Here is a 25,855-nt window from a genome sequence, read left to right on the forward strand (position 1 = left end):
TAATCCTAGTCTGTTCATGTTTGAACCTCTACTTTTTGTGCTAAGTTTGCAATAACTTATCAACGTCAACAATGGGTAATGTTCGTTCCTTATCTGCATCTGCTGAAGTGTCATATTTTCTATCAAAATACGTATTAAACACTTGTTGAAATAAGATGTTTTTCTGCCCAAGGATACCACCGGCTCTAAAGAAAGACAGTGTTTAATTGAGCGTTACGGCCACCCTATAGAATCAATCATGGTTAATAAGCTGTGATTCTGAGATCGTTTTATAAGTCATAGGTTTATCAATCTGGTGAGCAATAAGATTTTGTGGAATATGGGGTTGTAGCAAGTGTTTAAATTGCTCAACCTCATTAAATTGAGTATTTAGCCACCTATCTACTAATAGTGATTCTTGCGGTAAGATTAGCGGCATTGCTTTGCTGTGAATTTTCATCAGCTTTGGGTGTGGTGGCAAGGTAATAACCGAGCAGCTAAGTTTTATTTCACCTGTTGTTTCGTGCTTCCATTCACGGCACAAACCGCCGAGTATTAAACCACCTGACTCTGCTGCCATATCGTAATAATGTATAGGTTTTTTATTCACAAATTCAGTTTCACCAAAACCTTTAACCGCAATAACACACCGTGAACTACGGTAGGCTTGATAACCTGCACTTCTTGGGGTATTTAACTTATCATATCGTGTATTAAATGAAGTAAATTTAGACGCTTTAAAACCATTTACCGTTTGGTCTAACAATAACCACCAAGTAGCGTTTTCCACACGCCGTTGTTCACCTACATTCCTGACAATGGAAATGGTATCGGCCGCTTTTACACAACGGCTATCAATAGGCTTATCAATTACCTTGTTAATTTTTAAGCTGGTATAAAGTTTTTTAACACCCTTATCAAAAGTCATATTGAACCGACCGCACATGTTTTTTATTCCTCATGAATTACAGGCTATCTTGGCAACGAATTTAAGCTATATTTCGCCAGTTAACGGTGAACTGCAAGCTTAAAAAGTAACGCTTTATTGACCATTTTTCCGTTTGCCCTTCGGCAGCTATTTTTAACATGCCTAGATCATAGCAATTATTCATTAGCTAATTTTAAAGCGTTATTTAAATTACTAACTTTTGTTGCTGAGACAATGCTAACTATACCCAATTTTATGTTCACTATCTCCAAGGATAACTGACAACTAGATACATCTTCTAAAATGTTAATGTCCTCTATTGGTCTTTAAAAACTATGGGTTAGTTTCACTCAGCCGTGACAAAATTTTTGCTTCCAAGTCACTATAAAATTAGTGTGAAATTTAAAAATAAAGAATTTATTAAGATATGCTCTACACTTACCGCTGATTATTTTTGTAGGTTTGATTTATAAAATATACCACCCAAAGCTTTATCTCTGACAATCTTATTTTACACCCTAGTCGTTGAATTTCATTCAAAAATTATTTCATTAATACTAAAACAGTGACTTGATAGTCATATTTCTGTTACATTATTGGTAATAGAAATATTAAATTTTTTAGCGACTATCGAACTGTCGATTTTTTTACTGCTTACTTTTACTGGTTATAGCGTTAGTTGTACTTTTTAGTTATTTGTACAATGCAGCACCTTTAACGTGCAATGATTCTGTATAGCAAGGTAATATAATCTAGTAAAAATATCTAACAAGCATAAGCTAAGCATTAGACTACAAGCTGTTGAGCGAAATGATGTGTGCCGTAACGAAAATGTGGTGAGTCTTGAAAGTTAACCGCAAGGCCAACATTTTGAATTATCATTCACTTAGATGAGTATGTATTTCTTGATATTTTCCGAATTCAGCAAAAGAATTTCCACCGCTTTAATTGCCATCATTTTACTTGCTATTGTTGTAAGCTTTGCTGGCCTTATTCATAATATTGACCAAAAAAACATCAGCGGACTAAATAGTGACGTTACTATTAATAGCAGCTATTACATTGATAAAACTAACAATACTGATCTTAATAATGTCTTAAGTAATACTGACTTTATCGCTAGTAAATTAAATAGTATTCCTTATACATTAGCACAGCAAAGTTATTGGATAAAACTATCCCTGCATTATCCTATTGATAAAACATCGATAACTGCCAGCACGCCAGAAAGCTTTATTCAAGATAGTGGCAACAAGCAACTAATATTGATGGCCGAACATAGTATGCTTGATGTTTTTATCGTTTATCAACTAAACGCCTTAACTGCGCCAGAAGAAATTTATCATAAACGCGCCAACTCAAAAGCGTTAAGCCAAAATGTTTACCCTTATGCAAGACTACAACTGAATCAATTCGGCCATAGTGAATACCTGATAAAAGTGAAAAACTCTGGTCCTCCTAATATTCCTCTGCTGTTATTTACCCCGCAAGACTTCGAACAAAGAGTAATGCTATCTCAATTAATATATGGCGCATTTATCGGCATATTACTCATCATGGCAATATATAACTTAGTATTATTTTTTGCTGACAAAGATAAAGTTTATTTATTGTATATTGGTTACTTATTATCTGCTTTTGCAGCACTGTCCTCATTAACAGGTTATGGATATTTTCTTTTCTCCGACCAGGTAATGCAGTTACTCAATAAATATATTATCTTTACACATTTTTTACTGATTATTTTTTTACTGTTATTTACGGTTTATTTTTTACGTTATGACCGTTTAAAACATTGGGCTTACAAATATTCAATTGTATTTAGTATTGTTCTAAGTTTATTAGGGCTATATTCTCTTTCACTCGACGAATTAACACAAATTAAACTTTTTTTCTCTCTGCAGCCAATATTTTACATTGTCACACTCTTCTTAATTCTTAACCGCCTGAAACGAGATTTTTTATGGGCACGCTTTTACTTCTTGTCCTGGTTGCCCTTATTAACTGGCGGTGTTATTCAACCTATGGTGCTGCTTAATCAGCTTGAATATAGCTTTTTAACGGGTAATGCACTCCTATTTGCCATCATGATTGAAGTAACTTTTATGTCATTTGCCTTAGCTGAGCGTATTCGCCGCAATGAGCAAGAAAAGCTAACTATGGTTGCCTACCACCAAAGTAACCATTTACCGAGACAAACAAATTTAGACCATAAAATCAGTCAGCTAATAGAAGAAGGTAAGCAAGACTTTACCGTAATAGTGATCAAACCAGAGCAATTTCACCGTATCGAACTGTATATCAATGAACAAATATGCATCCAATTCTTTCAACAGGTCTATCTAAAATTATCTTCATTGTTCAGGTTTAATGACGCTGTACTTAATATCACTGAGCAATTTGAGAAACTCTGCTATCTCGAAAATAGCAGCTTGGCTATCGTCATTGACAATTCACCTAACGAGCAAGATATAGCACTATTTGTTAACTCAATTCAGCAAGCCGTTCGTGATGTTTTTTATATTAAAGATCTCAAACTGCCATTATCCGCGTATGTTGGTTTAGCAAACTTTTCTGCTCATGATAGCTCAAGTACGAGTATGATCAATAACGCGTCAATTGCCGCAAATAAAGCTGAGTTAACGCAAAATAAATGGGCTTACTTCACGCCAAAAGATAACCAAAGTAGTCCTTCATCAATACAGTTGGCCATTGACCTACAACAAGCAATAACAACGCAAGGGTTTGAGTTATTTCATCAACCGCAGATCGATTTAAAAACCAATAAAGTCTGTGGTAGTGAATGTTTAATTCGCTGGCAACATCCAACGCTTGGTCATGTTTCACCTGACATTTTTATTCCCGTCGCGGAGGATTTTGGTTTAATACCCTCATTAACCTTATGGGTAGTAGAAACAGCTTTGAGTCAACAAGCAGCGCTAACACAACATACGGGTCTCAATCACATGGTGTCTATCAACATCAGTGGTAAAGACCTTATTCAAGAAAATTTTATTGATGACATCACCAAGATAATTAATCGCAGTGATATTAAAGCAGAAAAAATCATTTTCGAATTAACAGAATCTGTTTCTTTTGCACAAAATAACATCGCAATAGAAACCATAGAAAACCTTATTAAATTAGGTATTACGATTAGTCTTGACGACTTTGGTACTGGCTATGCTTCCATGTCGCAAATTAATCAGTTGCCGTTCCAAGAGTTAAAAGTAGACCGAGAATTTGTTGAAAATGTTTGTAGCAATAATAAACGTAAAGTTATTGCGGAAACTGCAGTGAAAATGGCAAAAGGGCTGGGCTTAGAAGTGGTTGCAGAAGGTATCAATAGCAGCTTAGATGAAGAAACTTTACGCAGTTTTGGTTGCGATATTGGCCAAGGTTATTACTATGCTAAACCTATGTCTTATGAGCAGTATCTAAGCTGGCTTAATCATTTATCTAATGGCCAAATACCAGCGAGCTTAGAGGGAGAATATATACCCGCTCCTCTTAAATAGGCAACTTTTTGCAAATCAATAAAAGATTAGTTAAAAGGCATGGATAATGAAGGTAGAGCGAGATAGGGTTGCACCGCCAGGAAGAGTTATTCTCGACGGCTGCACCCTGTATTAACTTAATCACCAACAGCGATATAGACATATGGTTGAAATCCATAACGCAGGAAATGGTCTTTATCTATTTGCCCTTAGCCAGGTAAGTGAGTATTCAACAGTGATATTCCCATCAAAAAATTTCAGATGTTTTTTCGTTAAAACAATTGGTTTTCAAGTGTTTTACCATTAATAAGTTGAGTATAAGACCAATTATTGCTTGCTAAAGCCGTTAATAAATTCATTTCAATGCTTAGCTTACCTTGCTCATTACTGATGGTAAGTAAGTATTCTTTATCTTGTGTCATAGCCACCTGACTAACCCCAGGAATTTGTAATATTACCGGTATAATTTCTGGATAAATTTGTTTCATTCTCAGCGTTAAAAATCCAGCACTGTCATTATTATTCAGGGTTTGATGCTGTTTTAACTGACCATTATCAAGATAAAGCACCTGATCACATAGTCGCTCAAGTTCACTAAGATCATGAGAGCTTAAAATAAAGTTAACGTCGCTGGCATGCTCACTAACAATAGCGCGTATCTCTCTAGCATTAGCAGGGTCAAGCCCAGCGGTTGCTTCATCTAACATGACAATTTCCGGGCTACCTAATAAGGCTTGCGCTATGGTTGCGCGTTTTCGCATACCGTGCGATAACTCACTTGGTAGGCTAGTTAACGCATCCGACAAACCTACCATGTCTAAAACCCTAGCCGTATCTTTTTTAGCCAACTTGTTGCTCATACCTTGTAAGCGAGCATAAAAGTTTAATTGCATCGCAATCGTAAACCTAGGGTCTAGTTGCGCGTCTTGGGGCAAGGCTGACAAACGCCCAAACAGCGCTGAATTTCCAGGGGCATGTCCTAATATACTAATCTTGCCTGATGATGGCTGAATATAGCCACATAACAAGCTGAACAAAGTGGTTTTACCTGCACCATTAGGGCCTACTAAAGCCACTGGCGCACCTTTTTCTAAGGAAAACTCAACCTTGTTTAGGGCTGTTTTATCTCCATATCGTTTCGTGACTTGTTGAACATCGATAATTAAACTCATAGTGATGCCCTCTTCATCAGGAAATGGCTGGTCATTAATAACAAAGCGGTCTGTATTAAAGGTAATAAATATTGGCTAGTAACCATGTTATTTTGCGATAAAATACTGCTTATTTGCTCACCTGGAAATAGCCAGTTTAGATAAAAAACTTGGCCAAATTGATATTGAATAAAAGCAAGCACCAAGGGGCCTAAAGCAAAAAATAATGTGGCGGCAACTATCGCCAGTCGCGCTGAATTAACCAAGTTATTAAGCAATGACATTAAGGCAATAAACGGCATAACAACGATTAATAATTCTAAAGATAATGTAGCTCCTATCTGTAGGCTGGCCGATAAAAGTGTTATATCTCGCACACTGGCTAATATAGTTGTCGCTATTGAGGTCAGCAATATTAATATCGCTATAATAAGCAGCTGACCTAAATAACGCCCTAATACTAACTCGGCTCGGGTTGTTCTTAGGGTGATAAACCTTAATGTGCCACGATGCTTATCGGAACAAAACTGATCGCTACAAACCAATAAAGCAAAGCTTGGGAAAAAATATACCGCCACCAACCAATAAATAGCGTATTCAGCGACCAGCCAATCTAACAGCGCCGTTAGTCCCAAAGCACCAAACAGTTGCGACGCCATGCTTTCAAATGAAGGCGAAATAACCATTGAAGACGCTGAGCCAACAAAATAATACAAGATAATAAACCAGATTGTGGCAAAGGCTGATAACGCCAATAAGCCACGCTTAGTGGTAAACAAACGTAAAAGTTCAAAAGTAACTAAGCACCAAATTCTCGAGCAACTTATCTTCACATCACACCATAATAACTGTTATTTTTTAATAGATTAAAGTTAAAAGCAGTGAAATGCGAGTCATTAGTATAAATACCTTAAAATATTGTCAGCTTTTTTTACAGTTCAAAAAAAACATAAACATAACTAACTGTAAGTAAAGAACAAAGTATATCGGCCTGCTTTTTGCTTAACGCGTTGTATATGTCGAAAATATTAATATACATTTAATAAAGAATTATAGGAGTAGATTAATGAGGTATTCGTTCACAAGGCTAATGATGGCAGGATTGTTATTACTCTCTGGGCCTGCATTAGCAAGTACCACAACCGCAGGTTTTGGTCACGTAATTGAAACAAGAAGTAACTTTAATCAGTTTGATGTTAACGTCGATGGCGTAACTATTAATGTCTCTGGCTGGTCTGATACCGCTAATTTATCAACCGATCGTAGTCAAGACAGTGCAATTAAACGCGCTGTAGATTTTGATAAATTTAATGGTGGTTGGTCTATGCAAAATCAAGACGAACAACATGGTGGTTACTGCAATACATACAGCCATTCCGCAGATAATTTTGGTACTTGTGGTTATAAAGACTATGACTTCTTTCTATTGTCTTTTTCTGAAGAAGTATCATTAGTCAGTGCAAGCTATAGCTGGATAGCAAAAAGTGCAAGCCAAACCCAAGTCAGTGTAGCAGCGTTAGATAATTCAGTGTTTACTAATTCTAACAGTTTAAATAACAAAACTTGGGCTGGCTTAGCAAGTGGCCATACCCTAAAGTCAGATTATGCTCAAGTCGAAAATGCTAGTGGTTATTACTCAAATTTTCATGGTGATACTCAGGACCAGTATTCAACTATGTGGTTAATTGGCGCATTAAATTCAGTATTTGGTGGTAATGCCGCATGGGAAGGTAATGATGGAATGAAGCTATCTGGTGTTTCTTTCAGCAAATCAGCTAGTGATCCAGCGCAAGTACCTGAGCCTAATACGATAGTCATGTTTTTAATCGCGTTAATCTGCTTAACGCGTTTTGGTAAACGCCGCACTTAATCCTGATCAATAAAAAGGATGGCTTTGGCCATCTTTTTTTCATTTCTGCTCGCGTATTATTTTTACTAAAAATTCTATTATAAAAATTTTCAATATCAACACTACTTTTAAAGAAACCCGAGGTACTATGCGCTATACCGTTTTAATATTGTCAATGATGGTCATTCCTTTTAGTTATGCCAGTAATGCCAGTTATGACTATGAAAAAGCCCACATCGCATTTAATGCCAGTGAAATAGAAGCGGCTTATATACATCTAAAAAATGCTTTAAAAAATACGCCTGATGACTTACCCAGCCAATTATTAATGGCAAAAATACTACTACAACAGCATCATTACACTGACAGCGCGAGCCTATATCAAGAAGCGTTAAGCAATGGTGCCGACATCAATTTAATATTAAATGAGTTAGCTAACGCATTGATGTTATCTAAACAATACCAACAAGTGGTTGCATTAAACGACTTAGGAAAGCTAAATTATAACAACCACTTACAATGGTTATTATTAGCTGCTAATGCCTATAGTGCTCTAGACGAAATAGAAAAAACCAACTTATATTTACAACAAGCCTATGTGATAGCGCCTGATAATATTAGGGTACTACAAAGCCTCTCCACTCATTTTTTAGCGCAAAAAAAACACCTCCAAGCAAATGAAAAAATAACGCACCTGTTATCTTTATTTCCTGAAGATGCAAAAGGTTGGTATTTACAAGGGCAATTACACATAGCCAAATTTGAATATAAACAGGCCTTAGTCGCATTGGAAAAAGCCTATCAGCTTGCGCCATTAGACCCCTTTATTCAGCGTACACTTGCCAATGTATATACCGGTGAAAATCGTATAAATGATGCCTTAAGCATTATTAATTTAGTGCTAAAAAATAGCCCTGAAGACCCCTTCGCACTATTACTAAAAAGCCGACTGCTATCAAATAACCATCAAGAAGCAGAGTCTCGCTTAATTTTAGACGACATCAGCAATCGTTTATCCTTACTGAGTGATGAAGACAAGCAAAGTAATCAGTCGTTGCTCTATGTCGCTAGTGTCAGTGCTTATGTCAAAGGGGATTTTGAGCTCGCACAAACACAACTGCAAGCTTATCTAAAGGATAATTCAGACGACTTATTTGCCATTAATTTACTAGTCTCTATCTATATAAGCCAAGGGCAGTGGTCTAAAGCACAAACGACACTTGAAAATAAGCCGGCGTTAATTAAAAATGATCTAAAATTATCACTGCAGTTAGTTGAAATATACCTGAAGAAAAATAAACTCTTTAAAGCTGAGCAAATGTTAAATAATTTACCTGTTCACTTTCAAAAAACAGCTGATTATCTTAGTGCAGAAGCGCTATTGTTAACTCGTCTTAACCAATCAACTAGCGCTTTAGCCTTACTTGATAGTGCGCTCGACCTAGATGCACATCCAAAATTACTGATCACCAAAGCGCTAATTTTAAAAGAAAATAATAATATTGCTGCTGCAATGCTTATTGCAGATAACTTACTGATAACTGATGTAAACAATAGTGATTACTTAAAATTGAAATCTACACTGCTTTTAGCAGAAAACAAATGGCTTGAAGCATTAACCATTATTGAACAAATTTTAGTGATAAAACCCAATGATTATACCAGCCTTTTCAATAAAGCTTCTGCCCTTGCCTTAGTGAATCAACTCGCGCCAGCGTTAACTATTTGTCATGACTTATTAGCACGCACACCCAATGCAAGTCAGGTATTAATATTACAAGCAAAAATCAATCGAGATTTGCGTGAAGTTGACCACGCCATTGCAACACTTGTTGAGCTGTTACAAAAAGAACAAAGCAATATCTCTGCATTGGAGACTTTGCTGTATATTTATATTAGCCAACAAAAGAACATAGCGGCAATGAGTTTATTGGATCAATTAACCAAGTTAAGTTTTTTAAATCCTAAATATGTACGCTTAAAAGCGCAAGTTTACTTAGCCTTAAAAGATCAAGACAACAGCAACAAGCAAATAGATATATTATCGAGTTTGGCAAAGTCTTCACAAGACTTTTATGCGTTAGCCGAACTTCAAGCTAAAGCAAACATGTTAGTCGCAAGTAAGCTCAGTCTTGAGCAAGCTATTTCTACCCTAGAGGGTAACTCAACTGATAAACTTAACATTGAATTTGCGCTGGTTAATATAAATTTAATTTTGCAAGATTATGCTGTAAGCAACAAGCTTTTGAATAGCATTGAACAGCAACATCCAAAAAATAGTCTTACAGCACTACTTCGTGGCCATTATTATTATGCCCAACAACAATTTCTACCCGCTCAAGCGTATTACTTTAAAACCTTAATACTTGATAAGAAAAATACCCAAGCATTAATCAAACTCTATCAACTCGCGCAGCTAAATATAAAAAATGATGAATTTATTCAGCTGGTAACTGCACTGCTGGAAGATTTTCCTGACTACCATTTAGCGCGTAATTTACTTGCTGATCATTATTTAAATAATGTCAATTTATTAGCCGCTAAGCCACACTACGAAATACTGGCTAGCGTTAAATCGCTAGAAAATCAGGCGGCGATATTAAATAATTTAGCTAGTATTTTACAATTTGAAGATTTGGAATCCGCTAGGTTTTACGCAAAGCAAGCCGTTGAGATTAACTCGACGTCAGCCGCATTTTCAGATACTTATGCTTGGATCATCGCACAACAAGGCGATTATGACTTAGCCTTAAATCTACTACGAAATGCTTATGCTATGGACTCAAACAACCCAAGCATTACTTATCATTTAGCCTTCACATTGACCAAGCTTGAACGTAACAAAGAAGCATTAACCGTACTTAGAAAAAGCTTAGATAACACATCAATATTTAGTGAAAGAGTACAAGCTGAAAAACTTTTTCAACGTTTAACTCAAGCCACAAGTCAATCGTAAGTATTAATTAAAAGCAAAAAATTCGGCATAATAGCCGAATTTTTAACACACAAGTACGAGAAATTTAGCTCTATTGCAGCAACTGTTGTAGCAGTTATTGTCGTATCAATTTAAGCGGGTCTTGCCTTATACTTGTGTTGTATGCAAAGAAATTAACTATAGGCTAACTATGGCATTTCTTGCTATCTCTTGATGCTTGATGCTATTATAAAATAACACCCCTACTTTTTTAAAAACACTAAAGTTAGACTCATTTGATTAATTAAGTGAACGACTTATTAAGCAAGTAAATAACCTAAATAACAAACTTTATACGTGGTTTAGCCCCGTTTGAAGTGTCTATTTGTGGCGTACAAAACAAAAGCCGTGCGGAAGGAACTTTTAATTGCTCAACCATGTGCGCTTTAAATATCTCCACACGTTGTTGCGATAGTCGATTTAAACGCGCTATGTTTTCTGGCTGATGCGCTTGTGAAGCATCAGTCAATGCAATATCGCTCGCGGTTGCTACAGCACAAAGCTTGACATTAACCTTGTCTCTATCGGCAAGCATCACAGACATTTGGCGACTAAATTCTAGTTGTTCTGTATTCAATTCAGTTGCACTGGCCGGATAAGTTAAGTCGTTAATTCTTAGTTTAAGGGCAAATTCACCCGCTGCCATGGCCACTTTCATCACACTGGCATAAGGGACAAACGTGGTGATCAAATAATCTTTTGCCGCTGACATCGTCGCCTGTTTAACCAATAAGGTTAACAAGCCTGACAAGCCAAATGAAGGTGAACTGGTATCGCCAGTAAGTGGTAACGACAAGGCTACATTACCATCAGAGTCTTTTAACATACCCAAAGCAACATTAAACGGCACACTAAATTGCTCTTTTATTACACCTCTTTCATGATCATCCGCTGAAGTGAACTCTATACCTCGAAGTAATAAATCAATATCGCCATCCAGTTGCTTACCCGTCAAGGCGGCTTTAAGCGTTATATCAAGTTGGCCACTTTCAATCTCGTATTGTAAAGCCTCTTTAATATAGCTAGAAATACCCGGTAAACTCACCTCTTTAATCACAGCATCTAGCGTGAATTTCTGCTGGGGAGCAAAGGGTAAGCCTCGCCCTTTTAGGTCAAAATTAGCATATTTATCGCTTTTTCCTTGTATATTAAGCACAACTTCCTGCTCAGGCTTGCCACTATCAAGATCTGACAAAAGCAAATGAGTAATGTTTACGTTACGCTCATAATAGGGTGTAACACTCGTATCTTTAAAGTCTATCTGTGCGCCATCAAGTAAGCTAAACTGCCCTAGTTTAAATATAGGCTTAACAGGTTTATTCGTTTCATCAACTAAAAGCTCTGGTGTAACAAGCTCATTATCAGCCGTTTTACTTTCTTGCTCAGTGCCAAGTGTTTTTTTATCCTCGTTATTAGCAAGTGCAACCAGTGTCGCCAATTGCTTTTCTTTATCTAATAAAACGTTAGCCACAAGTCCGGATAAAGTTATGTTATTAACGGCGATAAGCTCAGGCGTATACTCAATATTATTTACCGACAAGCTATTAAAGGCCGCTAATGCTGGCATATTTTGTTGCCTATTTTTTGAAAACTCACTGTTAGCCACTTGCACATTTTCAATCGTTACCTTAGCCATATTTTGCTGATATTGCAGGGCAATATTATTGGCTGATAAATTTTCTATTTCAGCTAAGAGCGCATTACTCTCTTTCGATTTTGCAGCAAGCCCTTCAATAACATAATTCAACATAACATCAACATTGATGGGTTTATTTGGCTGTAATAACACCGCTAAATCTTGCACTTGAATTTTTTGACGCTTAATAGCTAGAGCAATATTATTTTGCTCGACATGCAGATCATCAACTGAGGCTATTAGGTGACTAGTATTGACTGATGTTTGCTCATTGCTGATGACAATATCCATTTTACTGGCATAACTTACTTTGCCATCAAATGCTGATATAGAACTAGGCAAAAAAGTTTTTGCTGAACTTAAGGCAATATTTTTCGCATTCAAATCTATACTAATTTTGCCTTGTTGTTTCAACAAACGACCATCTAAAGCAACTTCTATTAGTGAGCCATTTAAATGGCTCACTAAATTTAATTTAATCTCTTGTTCATTTTGTGCAAGTAAAATGTTCTGTAAAGAAAATGAATCTAATTGAATGTTATGTGTTTGTGAAAAATGCACTAATTCGATGTCAGCATCGGTTAAGGTAAATTCAGGGATAATAACTTGATAAGGAAAGTCAGTGCTTGCTTGCTCTGTTTCTGCTTCTGTTGCTAACGGGGTAGAATTTTCGCTACGTAATTCAATGCCGGCAACATTGAGTGACGACTCATTGACCATGACAGGAATAAATAAGCCATTGACCGTAAATTCAGCCACATAAATTTTATCAAACAATAACTGATGTAAATGTAATTCTGCGTTCAGACTTTGCAGTTTAAGTGCGCTGCTTTGCTGATTAGTTTTAACTTCTAAATGACTAATAGTTAAATGAGCAGTAAACGGGTTATAGCGAATACTAGATGCAGAAGTTAGTAATAAAGGCTTTGGCAATCCATAAGTATTCAGAGCATAACGTATTATAATCGGTGAGAGTAACCAAATGAGAGCATAAAGGAGAATAAAGGTAATAACTAAAATTTGACTAAGGCGTTTAAAATAACGACCCATGTTGGATTCCTATACGTTGAATAAATAACACAGAGCCATACACAAAGTAGTTTGCTTGTGCTCCTGTTTTACAGGATTAATTATATATAATAAAAAGACAAAACAAACTATCGCAATGTGACTATCATGGTCGGTAAAATAAAAAGCTTCACAAGCTATTCTGCTTTTAACAAATTGATAAATTGCTGTGATTGCGCTATCGCTTTACTCATTTCTGACACTAAAGATTCAACATCGCGTTTAATGGTTTTATACTCGCCTTGTAAGGCGCCAATAGCCTGCGCATTTAAATTATGCTTGAGATATAAACTATTATCTTTTAAAGCGGATAACACAGGTGCCATTCCGTCTTTAGCTCGGTACATCGACTTAATTAAACTTTGGTAATTACGCTCGGTTTTTCTCAGTTTTTGCTGGCTTTTTTGCTTTAAGCTATTACTTGAATATTGTTGAATTTCTTCATTCCATTCAGCAAAAAGTGCATCGGCAACGCTTTCAATAGCATCAATACGAGAAGCCACTTCTTCAGCCGAAGCTTTACTGGCTTGATATTGGTCATTGACCAATTCATATTGCGTGGTCAAATCACCACCGTCATAATTGATCAATTGAGACAGCTGCTCTAATGCCGATTGGAACTGTTGCTGAGCATCTTCTTGAGCGCCTTGGGCGTTTTCAACCCGATCGAGCATAATATCGCGCTTATGCACACCCACTTTTTCCATGGCAGAATAATAAGCCGATTGACAGCCAACCAGTAACACTAGGGCAATAACAACCAAGTATAATCTTGATACTGCGCTATTTTGCGTTTTTAATGTTTTCAAAATCTGTTACCGCTGGAGAATTTTGCAGCGTCAATAATTGCCCACAAGTGTGTAATAAGTGCGAAGGCAATCGGGAAGATTAACCATGAAAGTGCCCAGAAAATACTGGCGAAAACAAAAAACAAAATAGCAGGCAGTAAACGCCCTTGCACCAATTGGCCTAAACCTGGAATAAAAAAACTGCATATCGCTGCTAAAACATTACCGCCAGAACCTTGTTGTGCCATAAAAACCTCTTAAATGTAGAATATTTGTCACTGGAATATCGTGTTATTGTCAAAAGTATAGCATTACATTAATCTGTAAGCTGCTGTTATTAAGTCGACATAATGTAAATAAATAAGACCGAACGTTTAGCAAAACAGCGAATATTTTAGGACAACGTCCAACTGTTATTGAAAGTTTATTTTAAATCAAAGTAATAGCCTAAAGCTATTTTACTCATACCAGCATCAAAGGTTAGAACCACTATCAATAATGGAGACTTACCTTAAGCATAAAAAAACCAATCGTCTACACGATTGGCTTTAACTGAAGCACTGTTTAGCTGATATAAAGCTAAAAAAACGCTTTAAACTACCGGTAAATAAGGTGAATGTTTAATTAACTGCGCAAAACACCTTATCACCTTAAAAGCTTTTGTTGTACTGCACGGCCAACAGCAAGGCGTTACCTTCTGAGCTAAAGCTCCAGTCTTTATTACCAACAAATGCACTAAGTGATTCAGGTAATTGACCTAATAAAGCATCTTCTTCAGTGACCACGACATTATCGCCGTTAATATATGAAATACCAAAATCGATGCTTTCAGTGCTACTTAACTGATATGTAGCGCCAGCGCTGTACCATAATCGGTCACTATCAGGTATTGAAATTGAACGATAGTCTTCAGCAGCAGATTGGTCAAACGCAACACCAAGTCTTAACGCGAGTACTGGATTAACATCATAGGTTGCGCCTAAAGCAAAGCGATAGCTATCTTCAAAATTCTCTTGCTTTTCAAACGCTAGTTCATTGCCGGCATAGGCTTCAAGTTTTTCAAAACTCGACCATTGCGTATACATAATGCTGTAATGTGTAGCCCATTGCGGTGTAACTTGATGAAAACCTGAAAACTCTGACACGGCTGGCATATCTACCGATAAGCTAGCAGCAGTTTCCGGTACTGCAAGTCCAGAAAATTCGCCTTCAAATGCAAGTTCTACTTTACTACGATAAGAAAGCGCAAATCGGTGATTTTCATTGATTTCATAAACAACACCGGCATTCCAACCATAACCAAAATCATCACCTGCCATATTAACAATTTCAGTACTGGTTGGTACTGGTGCAACAAGAGTACCAACGCCAGGAATGGTAACACCCGCTTTTAACACGCTGCCTGCATGCCTAATTAATTCAGCCTCACCGTAGACTAGGTTCATACCTAAACCTAGACTAAGCTGTGAATTGACACGGTATGAGCCACTGATATTAGCGTTGACCGTTTTCAGGTCGGTTTTACCACCAATCGAGCCAGCAGCATAATCGTTGTCGTACTCACTTTTAAGGCCAAAATTTGAATTAATGCCAATACCATAAGCAAAAGTATCATTGACCGGGTTAATAAAATACATGGCTGGAATAATAGCGGCTGGTACCACACCATCTTGGTCAAGTTGACTAACATCGTAGTCTGCGCCAAGCATATCGGGTGCATCCATACCTTTAATATTGACACCGGGATCGATATACGTGGCTGCTAATGAAAAAGAGCTTTTGTCAAATAAGGCCATGGCTGCTGGGTTGCGCGCTAAAACAGCCGCGTCGTCGGCGATCACTGAATCACCAGCAAATGCACGACCTAAGCCAGAAGCACTAGTTTCGTTTAACTGAAAAGAAGCTGAATAGCTGTTAAACGTTGCCAATGTGATGGCAGCGGCAAGTATTGATTTTTGTAATGTCATATTAGTTCTCGGAAATTATGGGGAATAAAATATTTATCGTATTGTAAAGAATGGATTAAATACTGAAGAGTCATGTAATAATACCCGAAAAAACGTATTCGCCTTGTTAAGAAGTGTAACGCGATGATCAAAAAATATTTTTAATAAGCTGTGTTCAGGATGATAGTGAAAATACTGAAAAAATAAATAACAGCACTATAATCGCCGAATTGAACCGCTAATTGGATTGTGAGAAGAGAACCACGAATATCGTGATCCCTATTGTAGCGTTAATCATTTAGATACCTGCCTTGTTAATGCATGCCAGTTTAAAGGCATAAACAACCGTCGGTTTAGTTATCGGTTGTCTAAGGTATCGTCAGTAAGGTCAGTAAAAGGTTGAGATAAAAGTTGCTAACCTGATGGTAGGTTATGGCAACTGATAAATAGCAAAGCTTAACGGGGCTATTTTATCATCGCCTTGGCTAGCCGCTGATAAATAAAGCCGCTTCGCATGCTTATCGTTATAAATACCGCTATTAAGTACCTTAAGTGATTTAACCTGATCAGCCGTATTAAAAACAATCAGTAAAGTTTGCTCTTTTTCTTGTTCATTTAACGAAAAGGTATGTGAGCGCGTAATAGCAAAAATACCGGGTTTACTTTGCGCGTATACCGTACTTTGTTTGCCAAAACGTAACGCCGGGTATTGCTGGTATAACTCGGCATACTGAGCAAAGCTCTGGTAAAACAAGTGGCTGGTATCAAAATTATCATCTGCAGTCGTATGATTACTTGCCAGTAAATCATCATCATTATAACTCACCACTTGAGATGGCATCATGTCTTGGCGTGAGGCTTGATCACCACCATCGCCAACAAAACCTTGCTCATCACCATAATAAATAACCGGCACACCACGACTAAAATACAACAGGGCGTGGGCTAACAAATTTCGTTGAATTTGCTCTGCTTCGCTGTAGTTATAGTCACTTTCTTTTAAGGTATAAGCAAAGCGCCCCATGTCGTGATTACCAGTAAAGTTAACCAGTTGGTTTGCATTAGTATTTTCAATATCCTGATGCGACGTTTGGTATAAATAATCTTGAGCAAATAATTTTGCGAGCACATCAGTGCCTTTTTGCTCAACCAAGGTTTGTTGAAGTGCACCTTGTAGCGCAAAATCTAAAACTGATTGCAGCTTTCCCTCTACAGTAAAAGGGCTTAGCAGCTCAGGCTCAAAGCTATAGACTTCGCCATACATAAAAAAGTTATCAATACCTTGTGTTTTGGCATGTGCTATCAAGGCAGGTGAAAACGTTTGCCAAAAAGCCATATTAACGTGTTTTACTGTATCAATACGAAAGCCGTCAGGTTTAAACTCATCAATAATGGCGGTGTAAATATCAATCATGCCTTTAACCACTTTCTCACTATTGGTATCAACATCATCAAGACCGGCAAAGTCACCACGAATGGCGCTTTCACCTACCCAATTAGAATCACCTTGATTATGGTAAACATCAACACTATTTAGCCATGCCGGTGTTTTCAGGTTTTCACTACCTTGTGGAATAAAGGGTGTGTAGGTATCGCCTTGTGCAAGTTGTGCTAGTGACTTAAATGGGCAGTTTTTATCTTCAAGCAGCCAAGTTAAGCCATCACTGCTGTGACATTCTTTATACTTAATAACATCAGCTGTGTGGTTGGTAATAATATCGAAAAATACTTTAATATTGCGCTCGTGGGCTTTATCAATAAAGTTTTTTAATGCTGCATTCGTGCCTAAATGTGGGTCTATCTCACTAAAATCTACAATCCAATAACCGTGATAACCTGAACTGCCGTTTTGCACCGCTTGATTGCGTAATACCGGTGTTAACCAAATAGCGCTTATGCCCATATTATCAAGGTAAGGTAATTTCTCTGTCAGCCCGGCTAAATCACCACCGTGATACATACCTTTATTTTTTTTATCAAAGCCACCACGTGATATAGCACGTTTGGTATCATTTGCTGCTGCGCCTAAATCATTACTTTTATCGCCATTATAAAATCGGTCCGGTAAGACAAAGTAAAAAATTTCATCCTGAAAGTCTCGTTGTTGATAAGGCGCTAATTTAACCGCTTTTGCCGTAAATTTTTCACTGACATCGCTAGCATATACTTTTACATTAACCACTAAGGTTAGCGCGCATAAACTGCAAAGGGATAACAATTTTCTCATCATTTATATTCTCTATATCACGTTATAACGAAGCATAAAAACAGCCAAAAGCGGGTAATATTATTTTGCTATCAAGCGTTTTACCGTCAACAGTTTTTCCCTTAATAACCTGAGCGGTTGTTAAGTTATGATCGCTTAGCGCTAAGAGTTCATCGCTGAATAAATCAAGTGAGAACGCTTGAGTTTGATCACTAAAATTAAAACACACTAAGAGTTTTTCAACGCTATCTTGTCGGATAAAAGCCAGTATCGGCTCTGGCGAATCAACAAAAGCAATATCGCCATAAAGCAATGCACTGTGTTGTTTACGCCATTGGGTAAAATGACGATAACTATTGAGCACTGAGTCTGCTGAACTGTCTTGTAAATTCACCGATTTTTCTTGATGTTCAACCGCCACAGGTAACCAAGGCTTAGCTTGGCTAAAGCCGGCATTAATTTCATCATGTTGCCATGGATGCGGCGTACGACAACCATCACGTCCTTTAAATTGCGGCCAAAAAGTAATACCGTAAGGGTCTTGAATATCTTCAAAAGCAATGTCAGCTTCAGTTAAACCAAGCTCTTCCCCTTGAAAACTACAGACACTACCGCGTAAAGAGGAAATCATGGCGAATAGCATTTTAGCTAAATCAGCATTTTGCGCTGCATTTTGACTCTTCCCCCAACGACTGATCACCCGTTGCACGTCATGATTTGAAATCGCCCAACAAGGCCAACCATCAGACACACGTTCTTCAAGCGTTTGTACAACTTGCTTAATGTAAGTAGCTGAAAATTCATCGGTCAGTAAATCAAAACTGTAGCCCATATGTAATCTATGATCACCTTGGGTATATTCTGCCATGGTTTTTAATGAGTCTTCTGAAGATATTTCACCTAAAGTGACGGTGCCAGGGTATTGATCTAATAAGGTTCGAATAGATTCAATAAAAACTAAGTTTTCATCTTGAGTGTTATTAAAATAATGATATTGATAAGCATAAGGATTTTTTTCATCAAAGCCGATACTTTGTCTTAACGCTTTTGGTTTAGCCGGATTGTCACGCAGTTGAGCATCATGAAAACAGAAGTTTATCGCATCTAGCCTAAAACCATCAACACCGCGCTTTAACCAAAATTCAACATTATCAAGCACAGCTTTTCGCACTTTTGGCTGATGAAAATTAAGATCTGGCTGGCTAGTTAAAAAGTTATGCAAATAATATTGCTGACGACGAGGCTCCCATGTCCAACCGCTACCACCAAAAATAGATAACCAATTATTAGGCGCGGTACCGTCTTCTTTAGCATCAGCCCAAACATACCAGTCAGATTTATCATTGCTTTGGTCTTCACGGCTATCAATAAACCATTGATGCTGATCTGATGTATGGCTCAACACTTGATCTATCATGATTTTAATATTGCGTTCATGTGCTTTAGCAATTAATTCATCAAAATCGGCTAAAGTACCAAAAATAGCATCAACATCACGATAATCACTAATATCATAGCCAAAGTCTTTCATGGGTGATTTAAAAAATGGCGAGATCCAAATAGCATCAACGCCTAAACTAGCAATGTAATCTAACTTACTGATTATGCCAGGTAAATCACCGATACCATCTTGATTACTATCATAGAAGCTGCGCGGATAAATTTGATAAATTACTGCACCACGCCACCACATTTGTTCACTCATTATAAAACTCCAGGCTGTATTTTGAATTCATTTAAGACACTAAAAATAGGGTTATTACTTGCTCTTGAATTCTCTCTTTATTATTACAGCATAAGAATACGCAATTCATTTGGTGGGGAATAGCCTTTGCATACGTATGCATTGATTTTCCTTAATTTTGCATACGTATGTAGTAGATTGTGGGGGGAATATTTCACCCATGACTTATACCCGACCTGCTCGACATAAAGTGATCAACTAAAACTTACGAGCTAAACTTTACGAGCTGAACTTTACTAGCTGAAAATATAGCCCGACATAACACCATCTCTTTACCTATTAACCTAGTGATGACTAATAACATAATATAACTAACACAAGCTTGCATACGTATTCAAAGTGCTGTGTTAGCTTGAGTCAGGTTATTATCTTGGTTATTAGATAAAAAATTCAATAAAGGGCTTTATCTTGCGTTCACTTTTACTGATAAAAAGTACTTGTCTATTTGTACTCTTATTCGCGCTCCAAACCATGGCAAGCGAAAAAAATAGCTACCTAAACCATCAACTAAAAGATCAAAGCTTAGTGATCACCACAACACTAGGACCCTTGACCTTAAGTGCCTATAGCGACTATGCGATTGAAGCACATTATCAATATAAAAATAAACGCAATAATGCCGCATTTTTACCTTCGTTCGCCATTAAAGAACAGGCCCTAAAGCAAAAGTTTTTGGTCAGCGAAAATCCCCAGCAACTGATACTCTCTGCTGGAAAAATTAACGCGGTCATTAATAAATCGCCTTTTAGCATTAGTTATTATCAAGGCGACAAACTATTAGTTTCAGAAGAAGCCGGATTTTTTCTCAGTACAGCGGTAGAAGATAATCAAGCGTATAATGTGCAAGGCTTTCGTTTTAAGTTAAGTGAAAACGAAAAGCTCTTGGGTGGTGGTGAACGGGTATTAGGTATGGACAGGCGTGATCATCGTATGCCGTTATATAATCGCGCACATTACGGTTATGAAACCCAATCAAACCAAATGAATTTCAGTTTACCTGCCGTATTCTCGAGTAATAAATACATTTTGTTATTTGATAACTCAGCAAAAGGTTGGATGGATTTAGGCAAATCAGAACAAAACATTATGCAATTTGAAGCGGTATCAGGTCGCATGTCTTATCTGGTTTTTGCTGGCAAGACTTATCCTGAACTTATCAATAATTATGTTGATGTTACCGGTAAGCAACCTATGCCACCACGCTGGGCGCTAGGTAACTATGCCTCGCGTTTTGGCTATCGCACTGAACAAGAAGTACGAGATACGGTTAATAAATTTATCGACTTAGACTTTCCTCTTGATGCGTTAATACTCGATTTATACTGGTTTGGTAAAGACATTCAAGGCCACATGGGTAACTTAGCATGGGATAAAGCCGCCTTTCCCACCCCAACAAAAATGATCAGTGACCTTAAAGCGCAAGGTGTGAACACCATACTAATCACAGAGCCGTTTGTACTGACCAGCTCGAAAAAATGGGCTGATGCCGAAAAAAGTCAGGCTTTAGCTAAAAACACTGACGGTATGGCCAAGCGTTTTGACTTTTACTTTGGCAATACCGGCTTAATCGATGTCTTTAGCGATAAAGGAAAAACCTGGTTCAATAGCATATATAAAACCTTATACCAGCAAGGCGTAACGGGTTGGTGGGGTGATTTAGGTGAGCCAGAGGTTCACCCTAGTGATATTTTACATACCTTAAGCGACGGTAGCGTGGTAAATGGCGATGCTATTCATAATGTTTATGGTCATCAGTGGGCTAAAATGGTTTTTGAAAATCAGCTCAGCTTAGCGCCCAACGAGCGGCCATTTATTTTGATGCGTTCAGGTTTTGCCGGTTCACAACGCTATGGCATGATCCCATGGACTGGTGATGTCAGTCGCGCTTGGGGCGGATTAAAACCCCAAGTAGAGCTTAGCCTACAAATGGGTGTATTAGGCATGGGTTATACCCATTCAGATTTAGGTGGCTTTGCCGGTGGTGAAACTTTTAATAAAGAGCTGTATATTCGCTGGTTACAATACGGCGTATTTCAACCGATTTACCGTCCACATGCACAAGATAATATAGCGCCAGAAGTCGTATTTCATGATAAAGAAACCCAAGATATTTTGCGAAAATTTATTAAGCTCAGATATAACTTACTGCCTTACAATTACACCTTAGCCTATCAAAATAGCACCACAGGTATGCCATTAATGCGCCCGCTATTTTTTGCTAATGAGCTTAATGAAACGACTGTATATAAGCGTGATGGCGCGCTTAAAGATAAGTCTGAAAATGAGCTTGAAAACGAAAGAAGCCTAAGCTTAATGGACAATGCGACCAGTTATTTTTGGGGCGATGCTTTTTTAGTAACACCCATTGTAGATGCTGGCGTAAAATCAGTATCAATACCTTTACCCAAAGGCGTTTGGTTTGATTACTTCACCGATAAAAAGTATCAAGGCGAGCAGACCATTTCTTTAGCCACTCACCTAGAAACGCTGCCTGTATTGGTTCGCGCAGGGGCATTTATTCCCATGATTGACGATATTCAATCAACCCAAGATTACGATAGCAGCCAGCTAAGGCTACATTATTACGCCGATGATTCAGTTAAGCGCAGTGCAGGAGAAATGTATGAAGATGATGGTAAAAGCTTGCAGTCATTATCAAAAAACCAGTATGAAATATTACACTTTAGCGCCAAGCAAAATAATCTCAACAAACATAACTCAGGTGAAAAAAATATCGTATTTTCCTTTAATCACAGCGGTGAAGGTTACCCTAACATGCCAGAAAACAGGCAGATTTCTTTAATCATTCATCATTGGCTTACTATGCCTAAAAACATTACGCTTGCAGGTGAGAAATTGCCAATAGGCCCTAATACAGCGGAGTCTGAGGTTTATTGGCATAAAACAGAAAAGACACTAACAGTGAAATTTAATTGGCAACACCAACCATTAACACTCAGGATAGATAATTAAGTAAAATGCACCTAAATTGTAAAGTTAAGACGCAAGATACCGCTTTATTATACCGCTGAATACGTATGTAGGAGATAGCTGTTCAGCGTTATTATGAGTATATTTAGATTATTAAACTCGCTAAAATCATTAATTATAAGAGTCCGCTACATGACCACAACTGATGCCGATACTAATAAAAGTATCAATGAACATATAAATAAAAATAAAAATAAAAACACCCCTACCGCTCATCAAAAACCCCGTCTTAATTTTTGGCAAATATGGAACGTAAGTTTTGGTTTTTTAGGCGTGCAGTTTGGCTTTGCTTTGCAAAATGCCAATGCCAGCCGAATACTTTCAGACTTAGGGGCTGATCTACACTCTTTATCGTTATTTTGGTTAGTCGCGCCCATTATGGGCTTGTTAATTCAACCCATAGTAGGCGCCGCATCAGACAAAACCTGGAATCGTCTAGGTCGACGTAACCCTTACATTTTAGCAGGCGGATTTGCGGCGGCTATTGGCATGCTATTAATGCCAAATTCAGCGACCTTAGCCAGCTTTATTACGCCCTTATTTTTTGGCGCTATGATGCTAGCCTTGATGGATGCGTCGTTCAATTTAGCCTTTCAGCCGTTCCGCGCTTTGGTATCTGACATGGTGCCCGCTGAGCAGCGTAATATTGGCTATTCAATCCAATCTTTTTTAATTAATATTGGTGCCGTTTTTGGCTCCATACTGCCCTTCGTGCTGACCAATGTTGTTGGCCTAGAAAACACTGCTAGCAGCGCAGGGTCAGTTGCCCCTTCCGTTATTTGGGCCTTTTATATTGGCGCCTCAGTCATGCTAGGCTCAGTATTGTGGACAGTGTTTAGAACCAAAGAATATGCCCCGGGCACTCATGGCTTAGCCCCATTAGAACAAAGCGATACTGAGCAGACTCTTAGCGATAAATTGGTTGAATTTTTTGGCCTAATGAAAACCATGCCAAGTACCATGAAGCAATTAGCCTTGGTGCAATTTTTCTCTTGGTTTGCATTATTTATTATGTGGGTTTATACCATGCCAGCTATCGCTCAGCATATTTGGGGTATTGAGGCCAAATGGTTTGACCCAGATTATTTAGCGTCTATCGGTACCATACCTACACATATTGCTAACGCAAAAGGCAGCGCTGGAGATTGGGTGGGCATCATTTTCGCTGCTTACTCTTTTTTTGCCGCAATAGCTTCATTGTTTATGGCTAAAGTAGCCAGTAAAATTGGTCGTAAACTCACTTACTCTGTCTCGTTACTTGCCGGTGGTATAGGTTACTTAAGTATTATGCTGATGCAAAATCCTGAGTTAATCATGGTCAACTTAGGGATTACTCAAATTGAAGTGCCACAAGGCGCAGTAGACTTATTCTTACCTATGGTAGGTATTGGTATTGCTTGGGCAGCAATATTAGCTATGCCATACGCCATTTTAGCGGGCTCATTACCCGTGAAACAAACAGGCGTTTATATGGGAATATTTAACTTCACCATAGCTGCGCCTCAAATTGTTTCAGGTATTTTTGCTGGCTGGATATTAACCGCCGTTTTTGATAACCAAGCGGTTTACATTATAATGATGGCGGGTGTCTCAATGATATTAGCGGCTCTGTCGGTCTATTTTGTCAAAGATGGTACCGAGGATAAAATAGCAAGCCAAAATGCTGACTAACAATTTAAGTTCAGCGTTATGGATATTAACTATTAAGCTTTATGCTAGTAGTTAATATCCAGTAGTTAATAGCCAGAAGATTTTCTAATCACTAATTCTGGCGTTATTAAGGTCGTTGAAGTCTCTTTACCATTAATTGAGTCAAGCAAGGTGTTTACTAATAGCTCACCGGCTATTTGAGTATCTTGCTTAACCGTTGTTAAAGGTGGAAAGGTAAAGCTAGCAATGGCAATATCATCAAAGCCAACAACAGCCACTTGCTCAGGTATGTTGATATCACGTTCTTTAAGTGCTCTCATCGCGCCAATGGCAATTAAATCGCTAGCCGCACAAATTGCATCAAATTCTTGCCCACTTGCTATCAATTCACAAGCCGCTTTGTAACCTGCCTCTTCCGTGTAAAAGGCATTAAACTGCATGTTAGTGTTCACTACTAAGTTATTATCTTTTAGTGCTTGGCAATGGCCTTTATAGCGATCGAAAAATTCAGGCGCATGACTAGAGGCACTGCCTAAAAAAGCAAAGTGTTTTCTCCCTTGCTTAATCACATGCTCAGTAATCTCTTTGCCACCAAGAAAATTATCACAACCTATAGAGACCACAGGTAAGTTTTTAACTTCTGCACCCCAGCGCACAAAGTGTGTTCCTTGTTCGCTCAATTTAATTAACTTTTCTTCATAATCAACGTAATCGCCATAGCCCAATAATATCAGGCCGTCTGCTTTATTACTGTCTTCAAAATCTGCGTGCCAGTCATTACTCGATTGTTGAAAAGAGACTAATAAATCATAACCTTTATGTGCGCAAGCTCTCGTTATGCTACCTAACATAGAAAGGAAAAAGGGATTAATCGCTGAATTGTCATTGGTGGGGTCTTCAAATAATAACAAGGCAATAGTGTCACAATGCTGTGAGCGTAAGTTGCTGGCATTTTTATCTACTTTGTAATTTAATGCTTTAGCAATAGCCTGAATTTTTTGTCGAGTTTCTGCATTAACTAAAGGACTATTGCGTAGTGCTCTAGAAACTGTTGACTGAGAAACACCGGCTTGGTAGGCGATATCAAAAGAAGTAGCTTTTTCTTTCACTTGGATAATCTCTAAAAAATATGTTTAAAAAACAATGTCTTTAAAGGGATATTTAAAGGTGTATTTAAAAACGAAGATAATGAGAATATACCTGAGCAAGTAACAGATGTATATAGTGTATGTACCGCGCAAACGTCATAACCAGATCATTATAAATTCTGCCTATGATTGATAATAATATCCCTGTAAAAATGTTAATACCATGGCAAGCATGATGGCTTTTATCAATGGCATTGATACTAGAAAAAATAAATTTCATCAGCAAATCATTGATTAACTTGCGCCTATAACAGATTTTGTTACAGGCTCATTAACTTATACAGACAATATTGCTTCAAT

Annotated in this window: 16 protein-coding genes; 5 read left to right on the forward strand and 11 right to left on the reverse strand. The window is 37.7% G+C overall.

The annotated features are described in order from the left end of the window. Positions 1-232: 232 nt before the first annotated feature. Together H4J65_RS10240 and H4J65_RS18295 are read right to left on the reverse strand one after the other, a co-directional pair. Positions 233-925: an SOS response-associated peptidase family protein gene (locus H4J65_RS10240; protein ID WP_182198068.1), complete on the reverse strand. Its 693-nt coding sequence runs from the start codon at positions 923-925 to the stop codon at positions 233-235. A 43-nt stretch (positions 926-968) separates the two neighbouring features. Next, a complete protein-coding gene (locus tag H4J65_RS18295; RefSeq protein WP_404851946.1) occupies positions 969-1,091 on the reverse strand; it encodes a DUF4113 domain-containing protein in 123 nt (40 codons plus the stop codon). A gap of 721 nt (positions 1,092-1,812) precedes the next feature. Here H4J65_RS18295 and H4J65_RS10250 point away from each other — a divergent pair. Then, on the forward strand, positions 1,813-4,425 hold the full coding sequence (locus tag H4J65_RS10250; protein WP_182198073.1) for an EAL domain-containing protein: 2,613 nt from the start codon (positions 1,813-1,815) through the stop codon (positions 4,423-4,425). 251 nt (positions 4,426-4,676) lie between these two features. On the opposite strand, the gene H4J65_RS10255 is transcribed toward H4J65_RS10250, so the two are convergent. Both H4J65_RS10255 and H4J65_RS10260 read right to left on the reverse strand, forming a co-directional pair. Then, the gene (locus tag H4J65_RS10255; RefSeq protein WP_182185901.1) at positions 4,677-5,576 is read right to left on the reverse strand and encodes an ABC transporter ATP-binding protein; all 900 of its coding nucleotides are present in this window, start codon (positions 5,574-5,576) and stop codon (positions 4,677-4,679) included. Beyond that, positions 5,573-6,388, reverse strand: a complete 816-nt coding sequence (locus H4J65_RS10260; protein ID WP_182198075.1) for a hypothetical protein — start codon at positions 6,386-6,388, stop codon at positions 5,573-5,575. Before H4J65_RS10260 ends, H4J65_RS10255 begins: the two co-directional genes overlap by 4 nt. A gap of 233 nt (positions 6,389-6,621) precedes the next feature. Here H4J65_RS10260 and xdp1 point away from each other — a divergent pair, with 233 nt between their 5' ends. Next, positions 6,622-7,425 (forward strand): exosortase-dependent surface protein XDP1, encoded by an 804-nt coding sequence (gene xdp1 / locus H4J65_RS10265; RefSeq protein ID WP_182198078.1) that lies wholly within the window; start codon positions 6,622-6,624, stop codon positions 7,423-7,425. A 127-nt stretch (positions 7,426-7,552) separates the two neighbouring features. Beyond that, the gene (locus H4J65_RS10270; protein ID WP_182198080.1) at positions 7,553-10,360 is read left to right on the forward strand and encodes a tetratricopeptide repeat protein; all 2,808 of its coding nucleotides are present in this window, start codon (positions 7,553-7,555) and stop codon (positions 10,358-10,360) included. Between the two features lie 295 nt (positions 10,361-10,655). On the opposite strand, the gene H4J65_RS10275 is transcribed toward H4J65_RS10270, so the two are convergent. The 6 genes from H4J65_RS10275 to H4J65_RS10300 form a co-directional block, all read right to left on the reverse strand. Beyond that, a complete protein-coding gene (locus tag H4J65_RS10275) occupies positions 10,656-13,064 on the reverse strand; it encodes a DUF748 domain-containing protein (RefSeq protein ID WP_182198083.1) in 2,409 nt (802 codons plus the stop codon). A gap of 155 nt (positions 13,065-13,219) precedes the next feature. Continuing rightward, a complete protein-coding gene (locus H4J65_RS10280; protein ID WP_259363366.1) occupies positions 13,220-13,891 on the reverse strand; it encodes a DUF2959 domain-containing protein in 672 nt (223 codons plus the stop codon). After that, entirely contained in the window at positions 13,888-14,118 is a 231-nt protein-coding gene (locus H4J65_RS10285; protein WP_182137753.1) for a hypothetical protein, read from the reverse strand. Before H4J65_RS10285 ends, H4J65_RS10280 begins: the two co-directional genes overlap by 4 nt. 402 nt (positions 14,119-14,520) lie before the next feature. After that, positions 14,521-15,837 carry an outer membrane protein transport protein gene (locus H4J65_RS10290; protein WP_182198086.1) on the reverse strand — a complete coding sequence of 439 codons (1,317 nt, stop codon included), beginning with the start codon at positions 15,835-15,837 and terminating at the stop codon, positions 14,521-14,523. 409 nt (positions 15,838-16,246) lie between these two features. Next, a complete protein-coding gene (locus H4J65_RS10295; RefSeq protein ID WP_182198089.1) occupies positions 16,247-18,046 on the reverse strand; it encodes an alpha-amylase family glycosyl hydrolase in 1,800 nt (599 codons plus the stop codon). Positions 18,047-18,065: 19 nt separating this feature from the next. Further along, the gene (locus tag H4J65_RS10300) at positions 18,066-19,727 is read right to left on the reverse strand and encodes an alpha-glucosidase (RefSeq protein ID WP_182137750.1); all 1,662 of its coding nucleotides are present in this window, start codon (positions 19,725-19,727) and stop codon (positions 18,066-18,068) included. A 510-nt stretch (positions 19,728-20,237) separates the two neighbouring features. On the opposite strand from H4J65_RS10300, the gene H4J65_RS10305 reads away from it, so the two are divergent. Both H4J65_RS10305 and H4J65_RS10310 read left to right on the forward strand, forming a co-directional pair. Beyond that, positions 20,238-22,739, forward strand: a complete 2,502-nt coding sequence (locus tag H4J65_RS10305) for a TIM-barrel domain-containing protein (RefSeq protein WP_182198091.1) — start codon at positions 20,238-20,240, stop codon at positions 22,737-22,739. A gap of 150 nt (positions 22,740-22,889) precedes the next feature. Beyond that, positions 22,890-24,428: an MFS transporter gene (locus H4J65_RS10310; protein WP_182198093.1), complete on the forward strand. Its 1,539-nt coding sequence runs from the start codon at positions 22,890-22,892 to the stop codon at positions 24,426-24,428. Positions 24,429-24,493: 65 nt separating this feature from the next. Here H4J65_RS10310 and H4J65_RS10315 read toward each other — a convergent pair whose 3' ends face one another. Further along, the gene (locus H4J65_RS10315; protein ID WP_182198096.1) at positions 24,494-25,516 is read right to left on the reverse strand and encodes a LacI family DNA-binding transcriptional regulator; all 1,023 of its coding nucleotides are present in this window, start codon (positions 25,514-25,516) and stop codon (positions 24,494-24,496) included. Positions 25,517-25,855 lie beyond the last annotated feature (339 nt).

The sequence above is a fragment of the Colwellia sp. MB02u-9 genome (assembly GCF_014077085.1).
Taxonomy (GTDB): Bacteria; Pseudomonadota; Gammaproteobacteria; order Enterobacterales; family Alteromonadaceae; genus Cognaticolwellia.

Coding starts and splice junctions, on each gene's coding strand:
- H4J65_RS10305 (WP_182198091.1), top strand. CDS start 20,238: ATGGCAAGCGAAAAAAATAGCTACCTAAACCATCAACTAAAAGATCAA.
- H4J65_RS10300 (WP_182137750.1), bottom strand. CDS start 19,727: ATGAGTGAACAAATGTGGTGGCGTGGTGCAGTAATTTATCAAATTTAT.
- H4J65_RS10255 (WP_182185901.1), bottom strand. CDS start 5,576: ATGAGTTTAATTATCGATGTTCAACAAGTCACGAAACGATATGGAGAT.
- H4J65_RS10285 (WP_182137753.1), bottom strand. CDS start 14,118: ATGGCACAACAAGGTTCTGGCGGTAATGTTTTAGCAGCGATATGCAGT.
- H4J65_RS10275 (WP_182198083.1), bottom strand. CDS start 13,064: ATGGGTCGTTATTTTAAACGCCTTAGTCAAATTTTAGTTATTACCTTT.
- H4J65_RS18295 (WP_404851946.1), bottom strand. CDS start 1,091: ATGAATAATTGCTATGATCTAGGCATGTTAAAAATAGCTGCCGAAGGG.
- H4J65_RS10270 (WP_182198080.1), top strand. CDS start 7,553: ATGCGCTATACCGTTTTAATATTGTCAATGATGGTCATTCCTTTTAGT.
- xdp1 (WP_182198078.1), top strand. CDS start 6,622: ATGAGGTATTCGTTCACAAGGCTAATGATGGCAGGATTGTTATTACTC.
- H4J65_RS10295 (WP_182198089.1), bottom strand. CDS start 18,046: ATGATGAGAAAATTGTTATCCCTTTGCAGTTTATGCGCGCTAACCTTA.
- H4J65_RS10240 (WP_182198068.1), bottom strand. CDS start 925: ATGTGCGGTCGGTTCAATATGACTTTTGATAAGGGTGTTAAAAAACTT.
- H4J65_RS10290 (WP_182198086.1), bottom strand. CDS start 15,837: ATGACATTACAAAAATCAATACTTGCCGCTGCCATCACATTGGCAACG.
- H4J65_RS10310 (WP_182198093.1), top strand. CDS start 22,890: ATGACCACAACTGATGCCGATACTAATAAAAGTATCAATGAACATATA.